The organism is Sinomonas sp. ASV486 (genome assembly GCF_030908215.1).
GTDB lineage: Bacteria > Actinomycetota > Actinomycetes > Actinomycetales > Micrococcaceae > Sinomonas > Sinomonas puerhi.
The window spans coordinates 108541-133188 of sequence record NZ_JAVFJK010000007.1 but is presented as its reverse complement, the minus strand read 5'-3'; the positions used below and the strand labels follow the sequence as shown (position 1 = coordinate 133188).

The following is a 24648-nucleotide window of genomic DNA, read 5'->3' as shown; positions in this document are numbered from 1 at the left end:
GCTAGCCGAGCGCGTCGACGGCGTCCATGAGGGCGCGGGCCATCCCGGCGCGATGGGCCAGACGCGCCCTCAGCTCGGGAGAGTCGCCGGCCGCGAGCTCCTGCGGGGCCAGCGCGCTGAGCCCACTGAAAATCGCCATCGAGAGGACGTGGCCGCGGCGCACGACGTCGGGTGGGAACCGCGCGTCCTCATCGTCGAGTCCGGCGCGGCCCAGGCGCGCGAGCTGGTCCTCGATGGTGGCCTCAAGCGCTTTCATGCGATTAGTAAACCACGTTTACTTTTGTCTAGGCTAGGGCGATGACGGAGAACATCGCGAACCTCATCGGTGCAGTCTTCGATGTGTTCCGTGCGGAACTGCAGGAGGCCTCCGACTGGGGCGGGCTTCGGGCGTCGCAGCTCCGCTTCCTCACGCGCGTCCCGGACGACGGCGTGCGGCTCGGCGAGATGGCCGGGCGCGCCGCCATGAGCAAGGCCGGAGCCGGCCAGTTCGCGGCGATCCTCGAGAAACGGGGCTTCGTTTCCCTCGCGGCGGACCCGGACGACTCCCGGGCCAAGGTGATCCGACGCACCGCGGCGGGCCGGCGACTTGCGGAGCAGGTCCTCGCGACCGTGGCGGAGATCGAGCGGGAGTGGAGCGCCTCCATCGGACCCGCGCGCTATGCGGCGATGCGCGCCGCCCTCGAGGAGATCGCCGCTCGGAACCGCGCGCCGTCGTCCGCTCCGAGCAGACCACAAGACGTCGCCGAGGAGACCGGCGACCACCACACAGCGAACGTCCAGACAATTGCCAGAAACCGGGCGCACCATGGTGAGCGTGAAGAAGACTGAACCCGAAGCCAGACTCCTCGTCGTCGACGACGAGCCCAACATCCGAGAGCTCCTCTCGACCTCGCTGCGCTTCGCGGGGTTCGAGGTCGTGGCGGCCGGGAACGGGCGCGAGGCGCTGGCTTCGGCGGAGGCGCAGTCGCCGGACCTCGTAGTCCTCGACGTCATGCTGCCGGACATGGACGGCTTCACGGTGACGCGCAAGCTCCGCGCGGCCGGTCGGCACGTCCCGGTCCTCTTCCTCACGGCCAAGGACGAGACCGAGGACAAGGTCCAGGGCCTCACTGTGGGCGGGGATGACTACGTCACCAAGCCCTTCAGCCTCGACGAGGTCGTGGCACGCATCCGCGCCGTCCTGCGGCGCACCCAGCCCGTGCTCGATGACGACGCCGTGATCCGGGTCGACGACCTCGAACTCGACGATGACGCGCACGAGGTGCGCCGCGGCGGGGTCTCGATCGACCTCTCCCCCACCGAGTTCAAGCTCCTGCGCTACCTCATGCTCAACCCGAACCGAGTGCTGTCCAAGTCGCAGATCCTCGACCACGTGTGGGAGTACGACTTCAACGGCGACGCCTCGATCGTCGAGTCGTACATCTCGTACCTGCGCCGCAAGGTCGACGCGAACGGCCCTGGGCTCATCCAGACCAAGCGCGGGGTGGGCTACGTGCTGCGGACGGCGGAGAAGCGCTAGAGGTGCTGGCCCGGTGGAAGAGCGCGTCGCTGCGGACCCAGCTCGTCGCGATCATGATGGTGCTGCTCACGGGCGCCATCTTCCTCACGGCGGCGGCCACCGTCACCCAGCTGCGCACCTACCTCGTGGGGCAGCTGGACCTCCGCCTCACCAACGCCTCTGACTACGCGAAGAAGAATCAGGACATCGACCTCCTGACGACCGCGAACCCGCTCGTCCCGCAGGACTACGTCCTCGTCATCTACCCCGAGGGCGGACAGTCGAGCGTCTACTACGAGCAGGACACCTCGCAGGGGCGTCCCGACATCCCCGCGATCTCGGCCGACGAGGCGCGGACGATGCAGCAGCAGGACGAGGTGCGCCAGGTCCGCGGAACGGTCAGCTCGATCGACTGGCGGTACACCGCTATTCCCGTGCGGATCGTGGCCAGCAATACACCCGCCGCCATCGTGATCGCGCTGCCCCTCACCGATGTCGAGGACGCGATCCAGCACACCCTAACGCTTACCGCGGGGGTCGGGATCGTGATGCTCGCGTCCGTCTTCCTCATCGCCACGTGGACGGTGACCCGTGCGTTCCGGCCCCTGCGACGGGTCGAGAAGACCGCGGCGGCCATCGCAGCAGGCGACCTTTCCCAACGTGTCGACGAGGAGGCCCCGGGCACCGAGCTCGGGCGGCTCTCCTCCTCGTTGAACGCGATGCTCGCCCACATCGAAGTGGCGTTCCAGGCCCGTATGGCCTCGGAATCACGGATGCGGCGGTTCATCTCGGATGCCTCGCACGAGCTGCGGACGCCGCTCGTGACCATCCGCGGCTTCTCTGAGCTGTACCGGCACGGGGCGCTCGCGACGGACGATGACGTCTCGACGGCGATGGGCCGGATCGAGAGCGAGGCGAAGCGCATGGGCACGATGGTCGAGGACCTGCTCACGCTGGCCAGACTCGACGAGCAGCGCCCACTCACTCTCAAGCCGATCGATCTGCTGCCCGTGGGCCACGACGCCGTGGTCGATGTCAGGGCAACCGCCCCCGACCGCACCGTGCGCCTCGTAGGCCTCGGCGGCGGCAGCCCCGCGCCCGCGCCCACGCTCGGCGACGAGGCCCGGATCCGCCAGGTGGTGGGGAACCTTGTGGGCAACGCGCTGCAGTACACGCCGAAGGGCTCGCCGCTCGAGGTGGCGGTCGGGACGCGCAGCACGGACGGGCGCTCCGTCGCCGTCCTCGAACTGCGCGACCACGGGCCCGGGATCGATGAGAAGGACGCCGCGAAGATCTTCGAGCGGTTCTACCGCGCGGACACCTCGCGCAACCGCGAGACGGGGGGCACCGGCCTCGGGCTCGCCATCGTCGCGGCCATCGTCGGCTCGCAGCACGGCACGGTCCGGTACCAGCAGACCGACGGCGGCGGCTCCACGTTCGTGATCGAGATGCCGTATGCCGCTGTGCCCGAGCGCCCGTCCGAGTCTCCCGCCGGGATGGACGGGGATTCCGACTCAGAGCGTTCCGACGGTTCGGCGGACGGCGGCTCCGAACCCACGACGGCGCGCGGAGGCTCGGGCAGCCTGCCCGCGTGACTCTGGACTCGCCTTCACCAGTTATCCACATACGGAACTCTCCTGCTGCGGGGGCACCCCGGCTTTCCTAAGGTCGAGGGGACGGCACAGAACGGCCGTGATACCCCGAGGGAAGGTACGAGGACCATGGCAATCATGAAGGTGGACACCGAGGCAATCGACTCGAGCGCACAGGCAGTGCTCGCAACGTCCGAGCGCGTGCGCGCAGAAGTCCAGGCCATGCGCAACAACCTCGAGACGCTTCGCGCGAGCTGGGAGGGCCACGCCTCGAACAGCTTCCAGGCGCTCGTCGCGGACTGGGCACGCACTCAGGCGCAGGTCGAGGCCTCGCTGGGCCAGATCGGCTCGGCACTGCGGAACGCCGGCAGCGCGTACGGCGAGATCGAGACGAGCAACGCCCAGCGCTTCGCGGGCTGACCGCTGGAGTCAGGCTGGCCATCCGGGTAGCCCTGCCCCGCAGACCCGCCCCTGACGCTGGGCAGGGCTGCGGGGCAGTACAGAGACCGAAGACCGTCGGTGTGCTCTGGCAGGATGGACCCATGACCATTACCGCCGCCGCAGACGGATCCGCCCTCGGCAACCCCGGACCCGCAGGCTGGGCCTGGTATGTCGATGACGAGCACTGGCACGCTGGCGGCTGGCCCCATGGCACCAACAACCAGGGCGAACTCATGGCCGTCCTCGACCTCTTCCGTTCCACAGCCCATATGGCTGACGAACCGCTGCTCATCCTCTGCGACAGCCAGTACGTGATCAACTGCGTCACGAAGTGGATGCCGGGCTGGAAGCGCCGCGGCTGGAAGAAGGCCGACGGCAAGCCGGTGCTCAACGTCGACCTCCTCCTGCAGATCGACCAGGAACTTGCCGGGCGGACCTACGCGTTCGAGTGGGTCAAGGGCCACGCCGGCCACCCCCTCAACGAGGCCGCCGACGACAAGGCCCGGGCCGTGGCCCTCGCGTTCCAATCCGGCAGGGCCGCCGCGGAGGGTCCGGGTTTCCAGGGAGTCGGCGCCGCGGCTGTCGCGGCGCCGAAGACTCGCGAGACCACGGCACGCCGCGGGGCCCTACCCCGAGAGACCGCACCTCCGGAGACCGCGGTGCCGCGCAAGACCGCACCTCCCGTCGAGCAGGCAGGGCTCTTCGACGACCTCTCCCCCGAATCCGCAGACGCCCAGGCCTCCCACGCTCGGCGCTCGCGGGATGCGGAGGCCGTCGTCGAGCTCGAGCAGGAGCTGCTGGACCCCCAAGTACGCAGTGACTACGGCCAGCTCGCCTATCTCCTGCACCCGGACTATCGAGAGATCGGCGCCTCGGGACGCCTCTGGGACCGAGAGGAACTCATCGAAGAGCTTGTCCAGGGCCCCGAACTGCAGGCCCGCTTCGAGCTCATCGAGGCGACGCATCTCGCCGACGACCTGCTTCAGATCCTCTACCGAACCGTCGGCTCCACCGGAGCGGCCCTGCGCTCGTCGCTGTGGCAGCGCGTGGACAGCCGCTGGCGGCTTCGCTTCCACCAAGGCACCCCCGAGGCCTGAGGACGCCCAGCGGTGAGCCCTGAACGACAGCTGACCTCATCCGTTCGGCTGCGGGTCCTCGAGGCTGGCGACGCTGCCGAGCTCGCCCACGCCCTCGCAGAGAACCGAGGCCATCTGGCGCCGTGGGAGCCTGTTCGTCCCGAGTCCTTCTTCACCGAGGAAGGCCAGCGTCAAGCCGTCGCGCGGCTCCTCGAGGAGAAGGCCCGCGGTGCCGCGATGCCCCTCATCCTCATCGAGGATGGGCGGGCCATCGGCCGGGTGACGCTCTCGTCAATCGTCCGGGGTCCGTTCCAGAACGCGAACGTCGGATACTGGATAGCGCGGAGTCACACGGGCGCAGGCATCATGACCCGTGCAGTCGCGGCCACTGTCGAGATCGCGAGGGACGAGCTCGGGCTGCACCGCATCGAGGCCGGTACACTCCTGCACAACACCGCGTCCCAGCGCGTCCTGCTGCGCAACGGGTTCATGCCGTATGGGATCGCGCCCCAGTACCTCCGCATCGCCGGACAGTGGCAGGACCACCGGCTGTTCCAGCGGATCCTGCACGGCTGAGCCGAATCCGATTGCGTGGTCATCTCAGCACGGTGCGCACTCTGGGGAGGCAGCCACCCAGGCCTCACTGGCTCTCTCAGCATCGTGCCTGAACAGAGTGCCTGAACCGGGTGCCTGAACGGCGGCGTTCGTTAACGCCGACGGCGGGGCCCCACCGAAGTGGTGACCCCGCCGTCGTGATTCCCAAATCCCTCGGCGTACCCGATATGCCGGATGCGCCGCGAGACCCGTACCCGAAACGAGTGGGTGATGGGGGTTAGAAGCCGCCCATGCCGCCCATGTCGTCGCCACCGGGCATGGCCGGAGCGGCCTTCTCCGGCTTGTCGGCAACGACGGCCTCGGTGGTGAGGAAGAGGCCGGCGATCGACGCGGCGTTCTGGAGCGCCGAGCGGGTCACCTTGACCGGATCGTTGACGCCGGCCGCGAGGAGGTCCTCGTAGACGCCCGTAGCAGCGTTCAGTCCGTGGCCAGCGGGCAGGCCGCGGACCTTCTCGGCCACGACGCCCGGCTCGAGGCCAGCGTTGAAGGCGATCTGCTTGAGCGGGGCCTCGATCGCGATCTTGACGATGTTCGCGCCCGTCGCCTCGTCGCCCTCGAGGGCGAGGTTGGCGAACGCCTTGGCGCCGGCCTGGATGAGGGCCACGCCGCCACCGGCAACGATGCCCTCCTCGACGGCAGCCTTGGCGTTGCGGACGGCGTCCTCGATGCGGTGCTTGCGCTCCTTGAGCTCGACCTCGGTGGCCGCGCCCGCCTTGATGACGGCCACGCCGCCGGCGAGCTTCGCGAGGCGCTCCTGGAGCTTCTCGCGGTCGTAGTCCGAGTCCGAGTTCTCGATCTCGGCGCGGATCTGAGCCACGCGACCGGCGATCTGGTCGGCGTCGCCGGCACCCTCGACGATCGTGGTCTCGTCCTTGGTCACGACGATCTTGCGGGCCTGGCCGAGGAGCTCGAGAGTGGCGTTCTCAAGCTTGAGGCCGACCTCCTCGGCGATGACCTGGCCACCGGTGAGGATCGCGATGTCGGTGAGCATGGCCTTACGGCGGTCGCCGAAGCCCGGGGCCTTGACGGCGACGGACTTGAAGGTGCCCTTGAGCTTGTTGACGATGAGCGTGGCCAGAGCCTCGCCCTCGACGTCCTCAGCGATGATGAGAAGCGGCTTGTTGGCCTGCATCACGCGCTCGAGAACCGCGACGAGGTCCTTCACCGAGGAGATCTTCGAGTTGACGATGAGGATGTACGGGTCCTCGAGGACCGTCTCCTGGCGCTCGGCGTCCGTGACGAAGTACGCGGAGAGGTAGCCCTTGTCGAAGCGCATGCCCTCGGTGAGCTCGAGCTCGAGGCCGAAGGTGTTGGACTCCTCGACGGTGATGACGCCTTCCTTGCCCACCTTGTCGAGGGCTTCGGAGATGAGCTCACCGATCTGGGTGTCACCGGCGGAGATCGACGCGGTCGCGGCGATCTCTTCCTTGGTCTCGATCTCCTTGGCGGAGGCGAGGAGCTCGGCGGTGACTGCCTCGACGGCCTTCTCGATGCCGCGCTTGAGCGAGAGCGGGTCGGCGCCGGCGGCGACGTTGCGGAGGCCTTCCTTGACGAGGGCCTGGGCGAGGACGGTGGCGGTCGTGGTGCCGTCGCCAGCGACGTCGTCAGTCTTCTTGGCGACCTCCTTGACAAGCTCCGCGCCGATCTTCTCGTACGGGTCGTCGAGCTCGATCTCCTTGGCGATCGAGACACCGTCGTTCGTGATCGTGGGGGCGCCCCACTTCTTCTCGAGGACGACGTTGCGGCCACGCGGGCCGAGGGTGACCTTGACGGCGTCGGCCAGCTGGTTCAGGCCGCGCTCGAGGCCGCGACGGGCCTCCTCGTCGAATGCAATGATCTTGGCCATGACGGCTTCGGTCCTTTCGGGACGTGTCTGTCGGTAGGCCACCTGCTGCAGCGCCCGCGACGGCCGGCGCCCCCATCCGTGATGTCACGGACCGCTGACGCCTCACCCCAGCGAGGTGTTCCTGTCTCCTGGCCAAACTGGTCGCAGCCTCGGCTGTTAGCAGTCTGAACGCAGGAGTGCTAACTCAATTTCTAGCACTCGCCCACCCCGAGTGCAAGCTCTCGCGGCCAGTGACTGCCGCTATCGCGCGACCGTGACCTCGCCGACGCGGTGCGGCTGGTTGTCAGCACCGAAATCGAACTCGAGGAAACGCGCTGTCGTGATGTCCCCGTGGGAATCGAACGCGATCGGGCCGGACATCCCATCGTAGTCAACGGTCGCGCCGCGGGCCTGCCGCGCTAGGCAGTCGGGAAGGCCTGTGCACTTCTCGCGGGCCTCCATCGGACTTCGCCCGGGAACGGTCCCGCCCGAAACGCCCGTGAGCTTGGCCGCGATGGAGGCACCGCCGTCGTCCTTCGCCTCACCTGCCGCGAGGACCGCGAGGGACGCGGCGTCGTACGCCTCGGCGGCGAAGGTCAAGTCCTTGAGGCCGGGTGAATGCTCGAGGAGCGCGGACTGGAACTCGGGGGTCGGGAAGACGCCGGGCACGACCGCGCGGGTGCCCTCGAGCGCCCGGTTCGCGAGGGCTGAACCGTAGTGGCCGATGAGCCCGCTTGAGAGCAGGAGCTTGCTGCCGGCGATGCCCGCATCCGCCGTGGCCGCGAGGATCGGCTGGCCGTCGCCCTGCGCGATGACGACGACGGCGTCGGCACCCTTCGCCCCGGCGGCAGCAGAACCGATCGCGGTGCCGGTGAACTCGGCGCTTCCCGACTCCGTGAGACCCGCAGCCCGGGCGGACGCGGAGGCAGCATCCGCCTCTGCCTTGCCACCGGCCTGACGCAGGATCGCCACGCTCTTCGCACCCGAGTGCCGGGCGAGCTCGATGAGCGCCGCACCCTCCGCGCCCTCCGGGGCGGCCGTGCGGAAGTAGAACCCGCCGCTGCGGTAGGTGCTCAGCGCCGCGGAGGCGTTGGCGGGCGAGATGAGCGGGATCTTCGCCGTCGAGAGGACGTCGATGGCCTTCGGTGCACGGCTCGAGTCGGTCGTGCCGATCACGGCGTCCGCCCCGGCCTTGGCAAGGTTTCGGGCACCGGTGGCCGTGTCGGTTCCTATTTCCGCGGGCAGGAGCTCAACGGGCTTGCCCGCGAACCCACCGGCGGCGTTGGCCTGCTGGACCGCGAGGACAACGGCGGCGCGCTGGGCATCGTTGAGGTACTGCGAGTCCCCCGTCGAGTCGAGCAGCAGGCCGAGGCGCAGCACGCCGTCGCCCGACGCCGCGGGAGTGGCGCTGCGCGCGTCCGGGGTGGCCGTGCAGGAGGTCAGGGCCAACCCGGACGCAAGCACCACCGCGCCCAGCAGCCGTCGCGACCCCCGCACCTGCATCAGCCGCCGAATCCCGGCCCGACCACGACGGCGAGGGGGAGGCCGAGCGCCGGCGCCTCCTGGACGGTGGCGATGCCGAGGTCCGCCGCGAGGGCCTTCGCAGAGTCAGCCTGGGCGGCGGTCTTGTAGTACACGACCGAAGCGCTCACAGGCGCACCGCCCCAGTTGCCGACGGTCGAGACGGCCCACCCGGCCGAACGGGCCGCCGTGGCCGCACGCGTGCCGAGCCCCCCAGTCGCAGTCGCGTTGTAGACCCCGACCTCGAGGGTCTTGTCCGCCGCTGGCGGCGCAGTCGTCTTCGCGGACGGCGGCGGGGCGGCGGATGACGCCGCTTGGCTGGGGGCCGACGAGGAGGGCGCAGCGCTCGGGGCGCCGGAAGTCGGCTTCTGGGAGCTCGAGGCCGCGGCAGTCGTGCCCGAGAGGCCGAGCCGGGGCAGCACGAAGAAGGCCAGGGCGCCGATCACCAGCGCGATGAGCCCGGCGGCGAGGATCCAGCGGAGGCCGCGCCCGGACTGGCCGCCGCCCTCGACGCTCGTCTCGCCGCGCGTCCGGTGCACGCCCTGTCTGCGGGGGGATTCGGGGATTGCATCGAATTCGTCGCGGGAGTACATGTTCATGCCTGCGTCAAGGTCCTTGTCGGTGGCCGGCTGGGGGGACGGCGCGCAGCGTCATGCGCCTCCGCCGAGTCGGCGGGCAGTGCGCGCACGCTGCCGCGACGTCCTCAGTCTACGCAACCGTTTCACGAGCATCGGATCGTGGGCCAGCGCCGCCTCGGTATCGATCAGGGCGTTGAGCAGCTGGTAGTAGTGCGTCGCGGAGAGATCGAACAGCTCGCGGATCGCCTGTTCCTTGGCCCCCGCGTACTTCCACCACCCGCGCTCGAGCGCGAGCATCTGGACTTCGCGCTCGGACAGGCCTTCGGCCTTCAGGGCATCCGCCTTCAGGGCATCCGTGCTCAGGGCATCGCTCAGGCCGTCTGCGGAGCGCGACGTCTCCGGCGCATCGTCGAGCCGAGCGTCGTCGAGCCGAGCGTCATCGAGCCGAGCCTCATCGAGCGCGTGGGCGTGGTGTGCAGCTGCCGACATGCCCTCCAGCGTAAGCCCGAACTACAGCGATGTCATTTCTCCCGGGCATGTCCGCCGCTATCTCCCCCGTATCGGCAGGCGCTGCTTGTTCCCGCCTGAGCTTCTGGCACACTGGCTTGCGTGATGGACGCTGAACCGCTCTTCGACCTGCCGATCACCCCCGGCGGCGAGGCGGCCGCGGGCGGCGACCGCTCGGCGTCGTGCGCCGTGTCCCCCGACGACAGCGCCCGCGAGCTTGACGCCATGGCCGGCGAGCCGCTCGCCAGCCTCGTGCACCCCGAGTGGGCGCCGGCGCTCGCACCCTGCGAGTCGGCACTGCGGGCCGCGCTGCGATCGCTCGCGGCCCAGGCGCACGACGGCGTCGCAATCCTTCCCGCTCCATCCCGCCTTCTGCGGGCGTTCAGTCGCCCGCTGAGCGGGGTCAAGGTCCTCCTGCTCGGCCAGGACCCCTACCCGACGCCCGGGCACGCGATCGGGCTCTCGTTCGCGTGCGACGCCTCGGTGCGGCCCCTGCCCCGCAGCCTCGCGAACATCTACCGCGAGCTCGTCTCTGACCTCGGCGCCCCGGCCCCCGCCAACGGCGACCTCTCTCCGTGGGCGGACGAGGGAGTGCTGCTCCTGAACAGAGTCCTGTCTGTGCGGGCCGGGTCTGCAGGGTCGCATCGCCGGCTCGGCTGGGAGGAGGTCACCGACGCGGCCGTGCGGGCCGTCGTGGGCCGCGGCGCGCCGCTCGTGGCGATCCTCTGGGGCAAGGACGCCCAGTCGGTCGCGCCGCTCCTGGGCACGACGCCAGTCATCGCCTCCGCCCATCCGTCTCCCCTGAGCGCTTCCCGGGGCTTCTTCGGATCGCGGCCCTTCAGCCGGGCCAACGCGCTGCTCGCCGCCCAGGGCGCGGACCCGGTCCGCTGGGTCTGACCCAGTGGGTGAGCGAAGCCGAAACCGCGCCCCGACCCGATAGTCTGGGGCGCATGACGTCGCCCGCCGGGAGCGCCCCGGATGCTCCCACCCCGTCCCCGCGACCGGCCAAGAAGCCCCGCCCGACGCTCGATCTAGTGGTGGTCCGCACCGAACAGCTCGGAGCGCACATGGTGCGGGTGGTCGTGGGGGGCGCCGGATTCGACGCGTTCGAGGACAACGGATTCACCGACAAGTACGTCAAGATCTCCTTCCCCACCGAGCTTCCCGGCGGAGCTTGGCCCGACGGGCCCGTCGACCTCGTGGCCCTCAAGGAGCAGCTGCCGCGCGAGCAGTGGCCCGTGACCCGCACCTACACCGTCCGCTCGTTCGACGCCGAGGCCCGGGAGCTCACCCTCGACTTCGTGGTGCACGGCGACGAGGGGCTCGCCGGGCCCTGGGCTGCCGCGGCGAAGCCGGGCGACAGGCTCGTGTGCAGCGGGCCGGGTGGCGCCTACTCCCCCGCCTCCGACGCCGAGTGGTACCTGTTCGCGGGCGACGAGTCCGCGCTCCCCGCCATCGCTGCGGCGATCGATGCCCTCCCGGCGCAAGCCCGCGGCATCGCGTTCCTTGAGGTCGGCTCGGGCACCGATGTCCTCGACCTCACCGTGCCGGTCGGCATCGACGTGCAGTGGCTGTCCCGCGACGGCGACCCTGCTGGCGAGACGGTCATCCTTGCCGAGGCCGTGTCCGAGGCGGAGTGGCTCCCGGGAACGCCCAACGTCTTCGCCCACGGCGAGCGCGGCGCGATGAAGGAGCTCAGGGCCGTGTTCAAGGCCCGCGGCGTGCCCCGCGAGAAGCTCTCACTTTCCGGCTACTGGGCGCACGGCCGCGCCGAGGACCAGTTCCAGGCCGAGAAGAAGCTCCCGGTCGGCCAGATCTAGCCCCTTCCCGGGGCGAGCGGTCAGCGCCGCCGGGCCCGGCGGCGTCGTTCGAGGAACGTCGCGCTGCGCGTGAACGGGCGCGCGAGGTTGTCGCCGAGAACGATCCCGGCCGCGGCGCCGAGGATCGTGGCCATCGCCGTGAGCATGCCCCCGGCGCCCCCGGCAATCTGCGCGGCGTCGACCGTCACGATGTACATGGACCGGAAGATCGTCAGACCGGGCAGCAGGATGAGCGCCGCAGGCACCGCGACGACGAGCTGCGGCGCGCCCATCCGCAGCGCGACAATCCGGGCGAGGAACCCCATGACCACCGCGCTCACCGCCGGTGCGAGCCGGTCGCCCACACCGATGAGCCCTGCCCCGGTCAGTGCCAGATACCCCGCCACGCCGACCGCCGCCGTCGGGAGGACGAGCCGCCGCGACGTCTGCTCGGTGACGGCGATCGCGGCCACCGCCGCGCCGATGAGGAGCACCTCGACCACATAGGGGTAGGCGGGCGGGAAGGTCTCGGTCACGTCGATGCGCTCGATCCCGAGCATCTCGCCCGCCGCGGTGGCGACGGAGATGCCGGCCACGAGTGCCGCGAACGTCAGGAACGCCGAGAGGTATCGGCCTGCGGCCGTGACCGGGAAGCCGTTGATCGCATCCTGGGTGGCGGAGACGAGCCTTGCGGTCGGCAGGAGCAGGAGGATCCCGCCCACCACGACGATCGCGGGCGCGATGGTGAGCTGCGCGGCGAACAGGAGCAGCGCGATCATCGTCACGAGGAACGAGCTGGCCAGCGTGGTGAAGAAGTCCGGGACACGCCACGTGCCGAACACGCGCGCCACGAGGGAAACGAGCAGGTTCGAGCCGAAGGCGATGAGGGAGGCCAGCTGCCCTCCCCCGAGCACGCCCACGAAGACGGCTGCGAACACGCCGAACGCGGCCGTCACGGCCCATTTGGGGAACGGCTTGGCCCGCCGCGAGATGCCCTGGAGCCGCCGGGACGCCTCGTTGAGGCCGACGCCGCCCGCGGCGATCTCGGTGACCAGCTGGTGCACGAGCACGAGGCCGGCGTAGTTCGACGTCCACGACCGCACGACGCGCAGGAGCGAGCTCGGCGTGCCCTCCTTGGGTGCGTAGTTGATCGTGACCGACTGGTTGGTGATGTCCACATCGACGTGGCGCAGCCCGAGGGCCGTGGTCACCGCGATCATCGACGTCTCGACCTCGAGCGCGCCAGCACCATAGCGGAACATCGTCTCCGCGAGCTCGAGCGCGAAGTCGAGTGTGCGCCGCACCGACTCGTCCGGCGCGGCAGGGATGGTGGGATTCGCGTACGGGCTTCCGGCGAGCCGGTCCACGATGCTCATGGGTGCCGTGGGTGGGTTTTCGCCGCGGATGAGCCTTGCCAGGACGCGCTTGGCGGCCGCGTTGGCGCGGATCTGGGACGCTGTGATGGGCTGGGTCGTCGGCACCGCGGAGCCCTGGGCGGGCTCCGGTACCGCGGTCGGGGCTGCGGGCGTGGCCGTGGGTGCCGTGGGTGGGGCCGTGCGCGCCGTGCCGGAGTCTGCCGACGGCACCCCGGCGGAAGGCGAGGCGGACGACGGCGCCGGGCCGCCCGCCGTCGTGCGCGTGCCTGCACCGGGGGTGCCCCCGGCCGCCCTGCCCGGTGCCGGGCCAGGGGGAACGGCTGGCGCGTCCGTGAAGGCGACGGGGGTGATCTGCGGGATCGCGCCGGCGGGGATGTCCCCGTGCGGGTCGTACCCGTCCGCGTCCGGCACGCCTCCTGGCGCCGGTTCCGATGTGTGCTCCGACTCGGCCATCGCCGGGCTCTGGATCAGTAGAACTGCTGGCCGGTGCGGCGGGTGTAGAGCTGGCGGGCAACGCGCTCGCCAGCCGTGGTCCACGCCCTGTAGCGCAGCGGGTCGATCACGTAGTCCCAGCAGCCCACGAAGTCCGTGACCGTCTTGGTGAACGACGTCTTGAACAGGCCCAGTCCATGGAACGGGTGCGAGGTGTCTTTCAGCCGGTCCGCCGGCGGGGTGCCGCAGAAGTCGTACTCGATGCAGCCGAGATCCTTCATGTGGTTGATCGCGGTCCACTGGATGAGGTGCGAGTCGCCGTACTGGGCGCGCTTCTGGAGCGAACCCCCGTCCTTGTACGTGCCCTTGCGCCCGTAGTTGATCACGAACGCACCCACGGACGGCCGGCCGTTCTCGTAGACGAAGTAGAGCCGACCCTGCCCGCGGGACGTGAACTCGGTCCAGAACTGCCGGTAGTACTCGAATCCGCGCACCCGGGCGCCCGTGTTGGACTTGGCGTTGAGCGTGCCCGTCATGAGGGCGTGCATCGTGCGGTAGTTGGCGAGCGTTGGCTCCGCCTCGACCACCTCCACGCCCTCGCGCTCGGCGCGGCGCACGGCGTTGCGGCCGCGGGAGTGGAGGCTCTTGAGCACGAGCCTGGGCTCGGGGGCGATGTCCAGGATCGCGGTCGAATCGTTGGGCTGGAGGTTCGGAACCTTCACAAACCCGGCAGCGCCGAGGACGCCGCGGGCCTCCTCGGAATCGATGATGTCCGGCTCCACCTTGACGGCGAACACGCCCAGCCGCTCCCGAACCACGAGGCCCTTGATCGCCTCGAGGGCCGCGGGCACCTCGGTGACGTCGGCGACGTCCGGGCCCTTGATGAGGTACCAGAAGCGGCCCAGGAGCGGGAAGGACTTCTCGAGGACCAGGTTGTAGCTCGCCTGTGCGGTATCCCCTGATGCGGCCCCGCCCGGCTCAAGTACGAGGTACCGGACCTCCCAGCCGAAGTTCCGCTTGACCGCCGCGAAGGCCTCCGACTGCAGCAGGTTGCCGCCGTTGGGGTTCGCGGTGACGTGCTTGTCCCAGTGCCCGATCTCGTCTGTGGTGGCGAAACGCGCTTGGAAGCGGGTCACGGTCTGGACGCTGGAACTGGTCACGAAGGCTGGTTTCCTTCCCTGGAGGTGCTGCCGGCATGGCAACGTTGGCCGTCGCCCAGTCTAGTCAGTGGACCTGACGGCGCGGCGCCGCGGTGACGCCGCGACCGCCGCTCTCAGCACTCCACGACGTTGACGGCGAGGCCCCCCATCGCGGTCTCCTTGTACTTGTGGCTCATGTCCCTGCCGGTCTCGCGCATGGTCACGATCACCTCGTCAAGCGAGACGCGGTGCGTGCCATCGCCCCACAGGGCCATCTTGGCGGCGTTGATCGCCTTCGCGGCGGCGATCGCGTTGCGCTCGATGCACGGGACCTGCACGAGCCCGCCGATGGGATCGCACGTGAGGCCGAGGTTGTGCTCCATCGCGATCTCGGCGGCGTTCTCGACCTGGGCGGGCGAGCCGCCCATGACCTCGGCGAGGCCCGCCGCGGCCATGGACGACGCCGACCCGACCTCCCCCTGGCAGCCCACCTCGGCGCCGGAGATGGAGGCCTGCTCCTTGTACAGCACGCCGACGGCACCGGCGGCGAGGAGGAACTTCACGACGACGTCGTCCTTGTCCTCCTGGGTCGCGTTCTCCATCCCGGGGGCGTAGTTGAGCGCGTAGTACAAGACTGCCGGGATGATGCCCGCAGCGCCGTTGGTCGGGGCGGTCACGACACGCCCTCCGGACGCGTTCTCCTCGTTCACGGCGAGCGCGATGAGGTTGACCCACTCCTGCCAGTACATTGGGTCGCGGTCCTTGTCCTCCTTGAGAAGCCGCTCGTGCCAGTCGGGCGCACGACGGCGCACCTTGAGTCCGCCGGGCAGGATTCCCTCGCGCTTGAGGCTGGACTCGACGCAGTCCTCCATGACGGACCAGATGTGCAGCAGCCCCTCGCGGATCTCGGCCTCGGGGCGCGAGGCCTTCTCGTTGACGAGCATGATGTCGCTGATGGACAGGCCCTTGGATGAGCAGCGGCCGAGGAGCTCTGCCGCCGTGCGGAACGGGAACGGGAGCTCCTTCTTGGACTCCTCGAGCTCCTTGCGGGCCGAATCCTCCTCGCCGTCGCGGACAATGAAGCCGCCGCCCACGGAGTAGAAGGTGGCCTCGTGCAGAACGGTCACGCCGTCAGGATCCAGGGACCCGTCGGCGCCTGCATCACCGAACACTTGGAACTTCATGCCGTTCGTGTGCCTTGGCAGCACAGTGAGCGGGTGGAGCACCATCTCCTCGACCGAGTAGGGAAGCTCGACCGACCCGGCGAGGGTCAGCGTGCCGGTCTCGGCGATCGTGGCCAGGCGTTCCTCGACCTGCTCGGGGAGGATCGCCTCGGGCTCGAAGCCCTCGAGGCCCAGGAGCACGGCCGTGAAGGTGCCGTGGCCGTGGCCGGTTGCCGCGAGGGACCCGTACAGGTCGACGCGCAACGACGTGACGCTTTCGAGGAGACCCTGATCGCGCAGTTCGCGGGCGAACACCGCGCCCGCGCGCATGGGCCCCACCGTGTGGGAGCTGGAAGGGCCGATGCCCACGGAAAACAGTTCAAAGACGCCGACGGCCATGGCCTTGGTTCCTTTCCTGAAGCTGTACTGACCCGCCGTTGCGGGGTCTCTGGCGGGACCTTGCGGGGTCTCTGGCGGGACCTTGCGGGTCTCTGGCGTGCCAGAGACCCCGCAACCGGGCGCCAGAGACCCCACAACGAGATCAGCTGAGGTCAGCCACTCCCGGGTAGAGCGGGTGGGCCGCCGCGAGTGCGTCGACCCTTGCCTTGAGGGGAGCGAGGTCCTCGTCGGGCCCGGCGATGAGCGCCTCGGCGATGATGTCCGCCACCTCGCGGAAGGCGGCCTCGCCGAAGCCGCGCGTCGCGAGCGCCGGGGTGCCGATGCGCAGGCCGGACGTGACCATCGGCGGACGCGGGTCGAACGGGACCGCGTTGCGGTTCACGGTGATGTCGATCGCCGCGAGACGGTCCTCGGCCTGCTGGCCGTCGAGCGCCGCGTCGCGCAGGTCCACGAGGACCAGGTGCACGTCGGTCCCCCCGGAGACGACGCCGATGCCGGCGGCCTTGACGTCCTCGGCCGTGAGTCGCTCGGCGAGGATCTTCGCGCCCGCGAGCACGCGCTCCATGCGCTCCTTGAACTCCGGCGAGCCGGCGATCTTGAACGCGACGGCCTTGCCCGCGATGACGTGCTCGAGCGGGCCGCCCTGCTGGCCCGGGAACACGGCCGAGTTGATCTTCTTCGCGATGGCCGCGTCGTTGGTCAGGATGATACCGCCGCGCGGGCCCGCCAGGGTCTTGTGCGTGGTAGACGTCGTGACGTGGGCGTGGGGCACGGGCGACGGGTGCAGGCCCGCGGCCACGAGGCCGGCGAAGTGGGCCATGTCCACCATGAGGTACGCGCCCACGGCGTCGGCGATGCGGCGGAACTCGGCGAAGTCGAGCTGGCGCGCGTACGCAGACCAGCCGGCCACGATGAGCTGCGGCCTGTGCTCCTGGGCGAGGCGCTCGACCTCGGCCATGTCGATCCGGTGGTCGTCCTCGCGGACCTGGTAGGGAACGATGTTGTAGAGCTTGCCGGAGAAGTTGATCTTCATGCCGTGCGTTAGGTGGCCGCCGTGGGCGAGGTTCAGGCCCATGACCGTGTCACCCGGCTTGATCAGCGCGTGCATGACGGAAGCGTTAGCCTGCGCACCGGAGTGCGGCTGGACGTTCGCGAACTCGGCACCGAAGAGCGCCTTGACGCGGTCGATCGCGAGCTGCTCGACGACGTCCACATGCTCGCAGCCGCCGTAGTAGCGCTTGCCCGGGTAGCCCTCGGCGTACTTGTTCGTCAGGACCGAGCCCTGCGCCTGCATGACGGCGACGGCCGTGTGGTTCTCCGACGCGATCATCTCGAGGCCACCGCGCTGGCGGGCGGCCTCGGCGTCGATCGATGCGGCGATCTCGGGGTCGAGATCGGCCAGGTTGGCGTCGAGCGAAGCCGAGTGGACCTGCTGGAACTGGGCGGTCGCGGCGCTCACAGCTCGCCACCATTCTTGGAGGCGTACTCCTCGGCGGTCATGAGCGGGCCTTCCTCGGAGACCTCGACCGTGAAGAGCCAGCCGGCGCCGTAGGGGTCCTCGTTGACGAGGGCCGGGTTGTCGATAGCGTCCTGGTTGACCTCGGCCACCGTGCCGGAGACGGGTGAGTAGAGGTCGGAGACGCTCTTGGTCGACTCGATCTCGCCGCAGGTCTCGCCGGCGGTGACGGTGCTGCCGGCCTCGGGCAGGTCGAGGTAGACGACGTCGCCGAGCGCATCGGCGGCGACCTGGGAGACGCCGATCTTGGCGGGCGCAGCAGTGATGTCGAGCCACTCGTGCTCTTCGGAGTACCGGAGACCGGTCTGGACCTTGCTCATGGAATGTGGATCCTCTTCTTCGTCGAACGGGGAGAACAGCACAATGGCTGGGAAATCAGTGAGAAAGCTACTTCTGGCGCTTGTAGAACGGCAGCTCGATGACCTCGAACGGCTCGGCCTTGCCGCGCAGATCGGCGTCGAGCTTCGTGCCCACGGCAGAGTGTGCGATGTCGACGTACGCGAGCGCCACCGGGTAGCCGAGGGTCGGGCTCGGCTGGCCGGAGGTGATCTCACCGACCTGCACGCCGTCCTTCATGACCGCGTAGTGCGAGCGCGCGGCGCGTCGCCCGAGGCCGCGAAGACCCACGAGACGCTGCCCGCTCGTGGTGCCCTCGCCGTCGTCCTTCTTCGCCGCCAGCGCGGCGCGGCCCACGAAGTCGCCCTCCTTGCTCTTGAGCGCGACGACGCCCCCGAGGCCCGCCGCGAACGGCGAGCGCTCGCGCGAGAGCTCGTTGCCGTAGAGCGGCATGCCCGCCTCGAGGCGCAGCGAGTCGCGAGAGGCGAGGCCGCACGGAACCAGACCGTGGCCCTCGCCAGCGGTCTCGAGCGCCTTCCACAGCTGGGCAGCGAGCTCGTTGCCGACGAACAGCTCGAAGCCGTCCTCGCCCGTGTAGCCCGTGCGGGCCAGCAGGACCGGCACGCCCGCGATATCCGCCTCGATGGCCGCGTAGTACTTGAGCGTGCGGATGTCCTCGTGGTCCTCCGAGCCGGCCACGGAGAGGAGGATCGCCTCGGCGTTGGGGCCCTGTACTGCGATGAGCGACGTCTCGGCGGAGGCATCGCGCAGCGCAATGCCCTCGGGTTCGGCGCCAGCACCGAAGGCACGACGGCGCGCCTCGAGTTCCGCCGCGACGGTCGCCGCGTTGCCCGCATTCGGCACGACGAGGAAGTCCTGCTCGGCGACGCGGTAGACGATGAGGTCGTCGATGATCCCTCCGTCCTCGGCGCAGATGAGCGAGTACTTGGCCTTGCCGACGGCGATCGCGGACAGCTTGCCCACGAGCGCGTAGTCGAGGAAGGCGGCCGCGTTCGGGCCGGTGGCCCAGACCTCGCCCATGTGGGAGAGGTCGAAGAGGCCGGCCGACTCGCGGACGGCGCGGTGCTCTGCGAGCTCCGAGCCGTACTTGAGCGGCATCTGCCACCCGCCGAAGTCGGTGAAGGAAGCGCCGAGGGCCGCGTGCTCGTCGTAGAGTGCGGTGCGCTTCTCATCGGTGTTCTGACCTGTGGTCGTTTCAGTCATGGGAAGTCTCCTAAGGGGTCCAGCGATGGTCGTCGAGCGAGGTCGAGGCGGAGAGGCGGAGTCGAAACCCCCGTCGAAGTCGGGTTTCGACTCCGCTCAACCAGCGCGGGCGGTCAGTCCTGGAACGCTGCCGTGCTCTCCTCGAATGCTTCGAGCGGAGGACACGCGCAGATCAGGTTCCTGTCGCCGCCGGCGCCGTCAATGCGGCCGACCGGGGCGAAGTACTTGTCCTGTGTCTTGGTCGCATGCGCGGCCTTGCCCGGGAACGCGGCCACCTCGCGGGTGTACGCGCGGTCCCACTCGCTCGAGACGACCGCGGCGGCCGTGTGCGGGGCAAGGCGCAGCGGCGAGTCCTTGACGTCGAAGTCGCCGTGGGCGACCTGGTCGATCTCCGCGCGGATCGAGATCATCGCGTCGATGAAACGGTCGATCTCGACGAGGTCCTCGGACTCGGTGGGCTCGACCATGAGAGTGCCGGGCACCGGGAAGGCGAGCGTCGGGGCGTGGAAGCCGTAGTCGATGAGGCGCTTCGCGACGTCCTCCGCGGTCACGCCCGTCTTGGCAGTGAGCTCACGCAGGTCGAGGATGCACTCGTGGGCCACGAGACCGCCCTCGCCCGTGTAGAGGACCGGGAAGGAGGAGTCGAGGCGCTTGGCGATGTAGTTCGCCGCAAGGAGTGCGGACTTCGTAGCCTCGGTCAGGCCGTCGCCGCCCATGAGCTTGACGTAGGCCCACGAGATCGGCAGGACGCCGGCGGAGCCGAAGCGCGAGGCCGAGACAGGCACGTCGTGCTCATCTGCAGCGCCCTGCCAGACCGCGGCATCGCCCGGCATGAACGGTGCGAGGTGCGCGCGGGCCGCGACCGGGCCGACGCCGGGGCCGCCGCCGCCGTGCGGGATGCAGAACGTCTTGTGCAGGTTCAGGTGGGAGACGTCGCCGCCGAACTTGCCCGGCTGGGCGAGGCCGACGAGGGCGTTCATGTTCGCGCCGTCGATGTAGACCTGGCCGCCGGCCGCGTGGACGGCGTCGCAGACCTCGCGCACGTCGGCGTCGTAGACGCCGTGCGTGGACGGGTAGGTGATCATGATCGCGGCGAGGTCCTCGCGGTTCGCCTCGATCTTGGCCTCGAGGTCGCCATGGTCGATCGTGCCATCGGCCGCGGTGGCGACGACGACCACCTTCATGCCGGCGAGCACGGCCGACGCCGCGTTGGTGCCGTGGGCCGAGGCGGGGATCAGGCACACGGTGCGCTGGCCCTCCCCACGGGACTGGTGGTAGCCGCGGATCGCGAGGAGGCCCGCGAGCTCGCCCTGGGAGCCTGCGTTCGGCTGGAGCGAGACCTGGTCGTAGCCCGTGATCGCGGCGAGGTCAGCCTCGAGGCCCGCGATGAGTTCCCGCCAGCCCTCGGTCTGGGTGTCCGGCGCGAACGGGTGGATGCCTGCGAACTCGGGCCAGGTCATGGCCTCCATCTCGACCGTCGCGTTGAGCTTCATGGTGCACGAGCCGAGCGGGATCATCGTCCGGTCGAGGGCGAGGTCGCGGTCCGAGAGCTTGCGGAGGTAGCGCAGCATCTGGGTCTCGGAGCGGTACGTGTGGAAGACGGGGTGGGTCAGGTACGTGCTCGTGCGCACCGCCGCGGCCTCGATCGCAAAGCCGGTGGCGGCATCCGTGCCGTCGGTGCCGTCACCCGCAGCGCCAGCGCCGAAGACGCCGGCAACCGTGGCGACGTGGTCCGCCGTCGTGGTCTCGTCGCATGAGATACCGACGGTGTCGGCGTCGACGAGGCGCAGGTTGATGCCCTGCTTCTCGGCCTTCCCGACGAGCGCCGCGGCGCGCCCGGGGACGCGGGCCGTGACGGTGTCGAAGAAGCTCGTGTGGGCGATCTCGACCCCGGCGCCCGAGAGGGCCGCTGCGAGCGAGCGCGCGCGGGCATGCGCGCCCTGGGCGATCGCCTTGAGCCCCTCGGGGCCGTGGTACACGGCGTACATCGAGGCGACGATCGCGAGGAGGGCCTGCGCGGTGCAGATGTTGGACGTGGCCTTCTCGCGGCGGATGTGCTGCTCGCGGGTCTGGAGGGCCAGGCGGTAGGCCGGGAGGCCGGCGTCGTCCTTCGAAACGCCCACGAGGCGCCCCGGGAGCTGGCGCTCGAGGCCCTTGTGGACGGACATGAAGGCCGCGTGGGGGCCGCCGTAGAAGAGCGGGACGCCGAAGCGCTGGGCCGATCCGACGGCGATGTCCGCGCCCTGCTCGCCCGGGGACTTGATGAGGGTGAGCGCGAGGAGGTCGGCCGCGATCGTGACCATCGCGCCGCGCTGCTTGGCCTCCGCGATGAGCGCCGTCGCGTCGGCGACGAGGCCCGAGGCGCCGGGCTGCTGGATCACGACGCCGTTGATCGGCCCCTCGGGCAGGCCCTGGCTCAGGTCCGCGATCTCGACCTCGAAGCCGAGCGCCGCCGCGCGGCCCTTGACGACAGCGATCGACTGCGGGAAGAGGTCCGCGTCGAGCACGGTCTTGCCGCCGCCCGGTGCCTTGGTGACGGCCTTGTCCTTGTTCGCACGGCGCATGAGCAGCACGGCCTCCACGACCGCGGTGGCCTCGTCCAGCAGGGACGCGTTGGCGATCGCGAGGCCCGTGAGGTCCTCGACAGCGGTCTGGAAGTTCAGGAGGGCCTCGAGGCGGCCCTGGGAGATCTCGGGCTGGTACGGGGTGTACGCCGTGTACCAGGCGGGATCCTCGACGACGTTCCTGCGGATCACCGGCGGCGTGACGGTGTCGTAGTAGCCCTGGCCGATCATCTGCACGCGGGGCTTGTTCTTCGCCGCGAGGGCACGCAGGGCCGCAAGTGCCTCAGGCTCGCTGAGTGCCTTGCCGAGCTCGAGCGGTGCGTCCTGCTTGATGTCGTCGGGCACCGCCGTCGCCGCGAGGGCGTCCACGCTGTCGAAGCCGACGGCGTTGAGCATGTGCTTGATGTCAGCATCGCGCCGAGCACCGATGTGCCGGTCGACGAACGCTGCGGGGGAAAGGTCCATCACGGGGAACTCCATCAATCAGGCCAGCCACGGAGGGCCGGCTTTTGACTCCAGTTCCTCCCCGCTCTGTATCGGACCTGAGAGATTCCGCCGGACGAATCCGGCTTGCACCGTCGGTGAACGTCCATGGGGGACGTCGCTTTCCAGAGTTGCCTTTCCGCGGCGGTACAGGTGCCTGAGAGATTCCTGGGGAGGTGTTGCTCCTACGGCGCCCGCTTGCTCATGCTCGCAGGACTCTCCCGCCGCAGATCAAAGGCTGTATTCAGTTGTCTGGTGTCCGCCCGCCAGTGCGAAGGGTGCGAGCACCGGCTTCACGGGCAGAACGGGACGTTCCTATTGTGCCGTGCGCGACGTCACAGAGCAAACAGCCCGTCTCGCCGTCCATTACGCAACGTTCTTGCGTCCTAATTGTGGTTAGCTTAGGCTCACCTTGCTTCGCCTTCAGCCTGGCTGCCCGACCCACTTCCGAGGACCATGATGCCCGCACCCGCCGCGCCCGAGACGATGGCGGACGCCGTTGCCGCCTACCACAGCTACGCCGCCGACCGCCTCTCAGAGTTGCGCGATCATGCCACCTCAATGCGTGCCGCGATCGGCAACGGGGCGGCCGACACGGCGCGCACGGAGTGGCTCGCCGCCCAGCAGGCGTGGCAGCGCGTCGGCGCCGCCTACGGCAGCTTCGGTGAGCTCGGTGGGGCGATCGCGCCGGGATCGCGGGGACTCCAGCAGGGTGCCGCGGATCCCGGCTTCAAAGGCCTGCGCCGGATCGAATACGGCCTGTGGCACGGCCAGGGCGCCGGCGAGCTCGTGCCCGTGGTCGACGAGCTTCTCTCTGACCTCGCCGCCCTCGAGGCCAAGCTGCCCGAGGCCGCCGTCGATCCAGCGGACATGCCCCTGCGCGCCCACGAAATCCTCGAGGACGCCCAGCGTGACCACCTTTCGGGCCGCGGCGACCAGGGCTCGGGCCTCGCCCTCGCCCTGACGCGCGCCGACGTCGACGCCACCAAGGAGGTACTCGACCTGATCCGAGGACTCCTCGAGAACCTCAAGCGGGGCTTCCCCGCAAAGCTTGACGGCGAACTCGCCGCCCTCTCGTCCGCCATCGACGCGACCCGTGCCGATGGCGTGTGGACCCCCTTTCCCAGCGTTCCCCTTCCCCAGAGGCAGCAAGTCAACGCCGCGATGGGCAGGGCCCTCGAGTCGCTCGCCCTCGTTCCGGCGCTCTTCTCCACCGACTGACGGCAGACCCCGAAGCCCCCGGCCTTCCCGACGCAGCCCCCTCTTCCGAACCCGCGGCTCCGAGCCGCCGATCCGAAAGCCTCATCCCCATGCAGATCGAGCGACGCACCTTCCTCATCGGCGCCTCAGGCGTGGCCGCCGGCGGCCTTATCGGAGCCGCCGCCAACGCGGCCGCCGGACAGGTCCCTGCGGCCCCCGCGGAGGGCACCGACGTCGTCGAATTCCTCGGCACGAACCAGGCCGGCGTCTACCGTCCCGCGCCACAGCAACAGGCCGCGTGCTTTGCCGCCTTCAGGGTCCTGTGCCGGGACGCAGCCGAGCTCGAGGCGCTACTGAAGAGGCTGACCGTCAAGGGGACCGTCCTCGGAGCCGGCCACAAGTCTTCGGCGGCGCTTCCTGCGGTGGAGCAGAGCGGCGTCGACGGCGCTCCGCCCGTGAACTCCGGGGTCATGGGCGAGGACGTGCCCGCCGCCGGCTTCACCATGACGCTCGGCCTCGCAAGCAGCCTCTTCGACAATCCTGCATACGGTCTCGCCGCGAAGAAGCCGAACGGCCTCACCGACATGAAGGTCTTCCCGAAGGACCAGATCGAGGCCGAGTGGACCGGCGGCGACCTCATCCTCCAGCTGTGCGCCGAGTCGTCTGACATGGTCCATTACGCGCTGCGCGACATCATGAAGGCCACTCGGGGACAGCTCCAGCTTCAGTGGAAGATCAACGGTTTCCACAACCGGCCCCGGCCCGGCGGCGCGCCCAGAAACCTGTTCGGGTACAAGGACGGGATCGTCAACCCCGCCGAAAGCGAAGAGCTCGTGTGGCTCGGCAGTGGCCCGGGCCAGCCGGCGTGGGCCGAGGGCGGCACGTTCATGGTCGTGAGGATGATCCGCATGCTCGTCGAGTTCTGGGACCGGGTGGGCCTCGGCGAGCAGGACGGCATGATCGGGCGCCACCGCGGGAACGGCGCACCCCTTGGCCAGTCGGCCGAGACGGACACGCCCGACTATGCCTCTGACCCGGACGGCAAGACCATCCCCCTTGACGCCCACATCCGCCTCGCGAACCCGCGGACCAAGGAGACCGCGGGTTCGCGCATGCTCCGCCGGGGCTACAACTACGACCTGGGCGTGGATATGAATGGCAACCTGCAGGCCGGGCTCATCTTCACGTGCTTCCAACAGAACATCCAGGAGCAGTTCGAGGCGACCCAGACCCGACTCGCCGACGAGCCGATGACCGACTACATCGAGCCATTCGGCGGCGGGTACTTCTTCGTGGTGCCGGGGGTGCCAAAGCAGGACGGCTTCCTCGGTGAAGGCCTCTTCGCTTGACGGACGCCGCCGGGG

Annotated in this window: 22 protein-coding genes and 1 riboswitch; of the genes, 10 read left to right on the top strand and 12 right to left on the bottom strand. The window is 69.7% G+C overall.

Features of this window, described 5'->3' with window-relative positions; genetic code table 11:
• Position 1: 1 nt before the first annotated feature.
• On the bottom strand, positions 2-256 hold the full coding sequence (locus RBS60_RS11810) for a hypothetical protein (protein WP_307957753.1): 255 nt from the start codon (positions 254-256) through the stop codon (positions 2-4).
• A 41-nt stretch (positions 257-297) separates the two neighbouring features.
• Between RBS60_RS11810 and RBS60_RS11805 the strand changes: the two genes are divergently transcribed.
• The 6 genes from RBS60_RS11805 to RBS60_RS11780 all read left to right on the top strand — a co-directional run bounded on the left by RBS60_RS11805 (position 298) and on the right by RBS60_RS11780 (position 5183).
• Entirely contained in the window at positions 298-828 is a 531-nt protein-coding gene (locus RBS60_RS11805) for a MarR family winged helix-turn-helix transcriptional regulator (RefSeq protein WP_307957752.1), read from the top strand.
• Positions 815-1519 carry a response regulator transcription factor gene (locus RBS60_RS11800; RefSeq protein WP_374049269.1) on the top strand — a complete coding sequence of 235 codons (705 nt, stop codon included), beginning with the start codon at positions 815-817 and terminating at the stop codon, positions 1517-1519. Before RBS60_RS11805 ends, RBS60_RS11800 begins: the two co-directional genes overlap by 14 nt.
• A 2-nt stretch (positions 1520-1521) precedes the next feature.
• Positions 1522-3093, top strand: coding sequence for a HAMP domain-containing sensor histidine kinase (locus RBS60_RS11795; RefSeq protein ID WP_307957750.1), 1572 nt, complete (start codon positions 1522-1524; stop codon positions 3091-3093).
• Positions 3094-3219: 126 nt separating this feature from the next.
• Positions 3220-3510 carry a WXG100 family type VII secretion target gene (locus RBS60_RS11790; RefSeq protein ID WP_307957749.1) on the top strand — a complete coding sequence of 97 codons (291 nt, stop codon included), beginning with the start codon at positions 3220-3222 and terminating at the stop codon, positions 3508-3510.
• Between the two features lie 122 nt (positions 3511-3632).
• Positions 3633-4628 carry a ribonuclease HI family protein gene (locus tag RBS60_RS11785; RefSeq protein ID WP_307957748.1) on the top strand — a complete coding sequence of 332 codons (996 nt, stop codon included), beginning with the start codon at positions 3633-3635 and terminating at the stop codon, positions 4626-4628.
• A gap of 12 nt (positions 4629-4640) precedes the next feature.
• On the top strand, positions 4641-5183 hold the full coding sequence (locus RBS60_RS11780; protein WP_307957747.1) for a GNAT family protein: 543 nt from the start codon (positions 4641-4643) through the stop codon (positions 5181-5183).
• A gap of 256 nt (positions 5184-5439) precedes the next feature.
• On the opposite strand, the gene groL is transcribed toward RBS60_RS11780, so the two are convergent.
• The 4 genes from groL to RBS60_RS11760 all read right to left on the bottom strand — a co-directional run bounded on the left by groL (position 5440) and on the right by RBS60_RS11760 (position 9635).
• A complete protein-coding gene (gene groL, locus RBS60_RS11775) occupies positions 5440-7068 on the bottom strand; it encodes a chaperonin GroEL (RefSeq protein WP_307957746.1) in 1629 nt (542 codons plus the stop codon).
• A gap of 240 nt (positions 7069-7308) precedes the next feature.
• Positions 7309-8550, bottom strand: a complete 1242-nt coding sequence (locus RBS60_RS11770) for an ABC transporter substrate-binding protein (RefSeq protein WP_307957745.1) — start codon at positions 8548-8550, stop codon at positions 7309-7311.
• A complete protein-coding gene (locus RBS60_RS11765) occupies positions 8550-9167 on the bottom strand; it encodes a LytR C-terminal domain-containing protein (RefSeq protein WP_307957744.1) in 618 nt (205 codons plus the stop codon). The genes RBS60_RS11770 and RBS60_RS11765 overlap by 1 nt, the downstream gene beginning before the upstream one ends.
• Positions 9168-9218: 51 nt before the next feature.
• Complete coding sequence (locus tag RBS60_RS11760) at positions 9219-9635, bottom strand: DUF3263 domain-containing protein (RefSeq protein ID WP_374049268.1); 417 nt, start codon at positions 9633-9635, stop codon at positions 9219-9221.
• 243 nt (positions 9636-9878) lie between these two features.
• On the opposite strand from RBS60_RS11760, the gene RBS60_RS11755 reads away from it, so the two are divergent.
• Both RBS60_RS11755 and RBS60_RS11750 read left to right on the top strand, forming a co-directional pair.
• Positions 9879-10550 (top strand): uracil-DNA glycosylase, encoded by a 672-nt coding sequence (locus RBS60_RS11755; protein WP_307957846.1) that lies wholly within the window; start codon positions 9879-9881, stop codon positions 10548-10550.
• A 53-nt stretch (positions 10551-10603) separates the two neighbouring features.
• On the top strand, positions 10604-11473 hold the full coding sequence (locus tag RBS60_RS11750) for a siderophore-interacting protein (protein WP_307957743.1): 870 nt from the start codon (positions 10604-10606) through the stop codon (positions 11471-11473).
• A gap of 20 nt (positions 11474-11493) precedes the next feature.
• Here the strand turns inward: RBS60_RS11750 and RBS60_RS11745 are convergent, their stop codons facing one another.
• From RBS60_RS11745 to gcvP, 7 genes are all read right to left on the bottom strand, one after another.
• On the bottom strand, positions 11494-12933 hold the full coding sequence (locus RBS60_RS11745) for a threonine/serine exporter family protein (RefSeq protein WP_307957845.1): 1440 nt from the start codon (positions 12931-12933) through the stop codon (positions 11494-11496).
• A gap of 362 nt (positions 12934-13295) precedes the next feature.
• Positions 13296-14396 carry a peptidoglycan bridge formation glycyltransferase FemA/FemB family protein gene (locus RBS60_RS11740; protein WP_307957844.1) on the bottom strand — a complete coding sequence of 367 codons (1101 nt, stop codon included), beginning with the start codon at positions 14394-14396 and terminating at the stop codon, positions 13296-13298.
• 137 nt (positions 14397-14533) lie between these two features.
• On the bottom strand, positions 14534-15961 hold the full coding sequence (locus RBS60_RS11735) for an L-serine ammonia-lyase (protein WP_307957742.1): 1428 nt from the start codon (positions 15959-15961) through the stop codon (positions 14534-14536).
• A gap of 142 nt (positions 15962-16103) precedes the next feature.
• Positions 16104-17420: a serine hydroxymethyltransferase gene (gene glyA, locus RBS60_RS11730; RefSeq protein WP_307957741.1), complete on the bottom strand. Its 1317-nt coding sequence runs from the start codon at positions 17418-17420 to the stop codon at positions 16104-16106.
• Positions 17417-17797: a glycine cleavage system protein GcvH gene (gcvH, locus tag RBS60_RS11725; RefSeq protein ID WP_307957740.1), complete on the bottom strand. Its 381-nt coding sequence runs from the start codon at positions 17795-17797 to the stop codon at positions 17417-17419. The genes glyA and gcvH overlap by 4 nt, the downstream gene beginning before the upstream one ends.
• Positions 17798-17864: 67 nt before the next feature.
• On the bottom strand, positions 17865-19037 hold the full coding sequence (gcvT, locus tag RBS60_RS11720) for a glycine cleavage system aminomethyltransferase GcvT (protein WP_307957739.1): 1173 nt from the start codon (positions 19035-19037) through the stop codon (positions 17865-17867).
• Between the two features lie 113 nt (positions 19038-19150).
• The gene (gene gcvP / locus RBS60_RS11715) at positions 19151-22066 is read right to left on the bottom strand and encodes an aminomethyl-transferring glycine dehydrogenase (RefSeq protein WP_307957738.1); all 2916 of its coding nucleotides are present in this window, start codon (positions 22064-22066) and stop codon (positions 19151-19153) included.
• A 153-nt stretch (positions 22067-22219) separates the two neighbouring features.
• A riboswitch (glycine riboswitch) is annotated at positions 22220-22318 on the bottom strand.
• Between the two features lie 222 nt (positions 22319-22540).
• Here gcvP and RBS60_RS11710 point away from each other — a divergent pair.
• Together RBS60_RS11710 and RBS60_RS11705 are read left to right on the top strand one after the other, a co-directional pair.
• Positions 22541-23305: an EfeM/EfeO family lipoprotein gene (locus RBS60_RS11710; RefSeq protein ID WP_307957737.1), complete on the top strand. Its 765-nt coding sequence runs from the start codon at positions 22541-22543 to the stop codon at positions 23303-23305.
• An 89-nt stretch (positions 23306-23394) separates the two neighbouring features.
• Entirely contained in the window at positions 23395-24633 is a 1239-nt protein-coding gene (locus RBS60_RS11705) for a Dyp-type peroxidase (RefSeq protein WP_307957736.1), read from the top strand.
• Positions 24634-24648 lie beyond the last annotated feature (15 nt).